The organism is Streptomyces sp. URMC 127 (genome assembly GCF_051386535.1).
GTDB lineage: Bacteria > Actinomycetota > Actinomycetes > Streptomycetales > Streptomycetaceae > Streptomyces.
The window spans coordinates 1-1205 of sequence record NZ_JBPQTW010000449.1 but is presented as its reverse complement, the minus strand read 5'-3'; the positions used below and the strand labels follow the sequence as shown (position 1 = coordinate 1205).

General features: G+C 56.6%; 1 rRNA gene. It reads right to left on the bottom strand.

Going from position 1 to position 1205, the window contains the following annotated elements:
* Positions 1 to 32: 32 nt before the first annotated feature.
* Positions 33 to 1205 (bottom strand): 23S ribosomal RNA (locus ACSNOH_RS34835); the annotation flags it as partial.

Below are 1205 nucleotides of genomic sequence, written 5' to 3'. Positions count from 1 at the left end.
CTTCAGAACTAACACAGTGGACGCGAGCAACTGAGGACAAGCCCTCGGCCTATTAGTACCAGTCAGCTCCAACCGTTACCGGTCTTCCACACCTGGCCTATCAACCCAGTCGTCTACTGGGAGCCTTACCCCATCAAGTGGGTGGGAGTCCTCATCTCGAAGCAGGCTTCCCGCTTAGATGCTTTCAGCGGTTATCCCTCCCGAACGTAGCCAACCAGCCATGCCCTTGGCAGGACAACTGGCACACCAGAGGTTCGTCCGTCCCGGTCCTCTCGTACTAGGGACAGCCCTTCTCAAGACTCCTACGCGCACAGCGGATAGGGACCGAACTGTCTCACGACGTTCTAAACCCAGCTCGCGTACCGCTTTAATGGGCGAACAGCCCAACCCTTGGGACCGACTCCAGCCCCAGGATGCGACGAGCCGACATCGAGGTGCCAAACCATCCCGTCGATATGGACTCTTGGGGAAGATCAGCCTGTTATCCCCGGGGTACCTTTTATCCGTTGAGCGACGGCGCTTCCACAAGCCACCGCCGGATCACTAGTCCCGACTTTCGTCCCTGCTCGACCCGTCGGTCTCACAGTCAAGCTCCCTTGTGCACTTACACTCAACACCTGATTGCCAACCAGGCTGAGGGAACCTTTGGGCGCCTCCGTTACCCTTTAGGAGGCAACCGCCCCAGTTAAACTACCCACCAGACACTGTCCCTGATCCGGATCACGGACCCAGGTTAGACATCCAGCACGACCAGAGTGGTATTTCAACGACGACTCCACACACACTGGCGTGCATGCTTCACAGTCTCCCACCTATCCTACACAAGCCGAACCGAACACCAATATCAAGCTGTAGTAAAGGTCCCGGGGTCTTTCCGTCCTGCTGCGCGAAACGAGCATCTTTACTCGTAGTGCAATTTCACCGGGCCTATGGTTGAGACAGTCGAGAAGTCGTTACGCCATTCGTGCAGGTCGGAACTTACCCGACAAGGAATTTCGCTACCTTAGGATGGTTATAGTTACCACCGCCGTTTACTGGCGCTTAAGTTCTCAGCTTCGCCCCGACGAATCAGAGCTAACCGGTCCCCTTAACGTTCCAGCACCGGGCAGGCGTCAGTCCGTATACATCGCCTTACGGCTTCGCACGGACCTGTGTTTTTAGTAAACAGTCGCTTCTCGCTGGTCTCTGCGGCCACCCCCAGCTCA